This window comes from Mesorhizobium sp. M4A.F.Ca.ET.090.04.2.1 (assembly GCF_003999085.1).
In the GTDB taxonomy this organism is placed as follows: Bacteria; Pseudomonadota; Alphaproteobacteria; order Rhizobiales; family Rhizobiaceae; genus Mesorhizobium.
In genome coordinates this window covers 1-1,315 of the sequence record NZ_RZOT01000858.1, presented here as the reverse complement: position 1 = coordinate 1,315, position 1,315 = coordinate 1, and the positions used below count along the sequence as shown (strand labels likewise).

General features: G+C 65.9%; 1 protein-coding gene and 1 pseudogene. Both read right to left on the bottom strand.

Annotated elements, in window-relative coordinates; translation table 11 throughout:
- Positions 1-51: 51 nt before the first annotated feature.
- Entirely contained in the window at positions 52-972 is a 921-nt protein-coding gene (locus tag EN781_RS32645; protein WP_245455534.1) for a DMT family transporter, read from the bottom strand.
- A pseudogene (locus EN781_RS35670) lies at positions 947-1,315 on the bottom strand (hypothetical protein); the annotation flags it as partial. The gene EN781_RS32645 and the pseudogene EN781_RS35670, both read right to left, overlap by 26 nt.

The window sequence follows — 1,315 nt, the reverse complement described above, 5'->3', positions numbered from 1 at the left end:
CAACAACAATGCCTCAGTCGGATGATGGTTCCATGACCGGCAAAATATTTTTCAGTTGGCGGCGGACCGCCTTGCCGCCAGCCAGTCGCGCCCGGCATGGGCGAACACCGCGCAAAGCACGATCGCGCCGCCGATGATACTGGCTACCGGTGGGATCTCGCCCAGGAACAGGAAGGCGAACAGGATCGCGAACGGCACTTCGGCGGAGCCGAGCAGGCCGGATTCGGGTGCCGGGATCAGCCGCGAACCCTCCGTCCAGAGAATCGAGGCCAGCGCGAAGGATCCGCCGAAGGCGGCAAGCAGTAGCGCATCCCGTGCAGAAACCGCCAGCGGATCGGTGACGAACCAGCCGAAAACGAACAGAAGGAAGGCCGAGACCGCGCCCGCCCACACCACCGGCGTGTCGCGGAAGGCGCGCACCATGATCATGTAGAGTGCGCTGCCGGTGGTCATCAGCAGCGCCAGCCCATCACCGAAAAGATGACCGGTGCCGAAGCCCGCCCACACCATGACGCCGACGCCGCAGAGCGACACCGCGGCGGCGAGCATCGTCTGCAGCCGGACCTTTTCGCGCACCAGCAGGAAGGCGAATAACGCGGCGATGAAGGGCGAGGTCGCGTAGATGACCGCGACATTGGCGACATAGGTGAACTTGAAGGCCGCGATGAAGGCGATGCTGGCCGCGGCGCCCTCGATGGCCAGCAGCCAGCCGCGCCAGCCGAGCCGCAGGCTTTCGCGCCCGCCGGAGCGCCTGCGCCGCCACAGCACATAGAGCGCGATCAGAATCGAGCCGACGAAACCGCGCCAGCAGGTGATGGTCAGCGGATCGGCATGGATCGATTTTGTCAGCACGCCGGTGAGGCCGAATACGACGGCGGAGGCCGACACTAGAGCGATGCCCACGGTGCGTTGGGCGGCGGCCTTGGCCGCGCCATCGGGCAATGTGTCAGTCATGTCGAGGGAATCGGTCATGCCCCAGTCTACGCTCCCCTGCTGACATGGTTCCGTCAGTTGTTGTCCTGAAGCCGTTTGCGGAAATGCTCAGCCGCCGCCCGCCGGTCGCCGCGCGGGCGGCGAGGATCGTGATCGACCGGAAGAACATGATCTGCCAGACGCTGACGCCGGCGACCAGCAGCTTGATCGCGGCGTCCAGCGCCGAAAACAGGAAATAGGCGCCGCCCGTCAAGAGGATGGCGGCCAGCACCGAGGATGGCGGCCAGCGACATCGGCCATGCGGCACCGGCCTGCGGACGTTGCTTGCTTGGAGCTGAGCCAACCCCTGGCCCAACAGGACCAGCCTATACGGGCGATGGCC

Excerpts from the sequence above, each read along its gene's own strand:
- EN781_RS32645 (WP_245455534.1), bottom strand. The coding sequence starts at position 972 with ATGACCGATTCCCTCGACATGACTGACACATTGCCCGATGGCGCGGCC.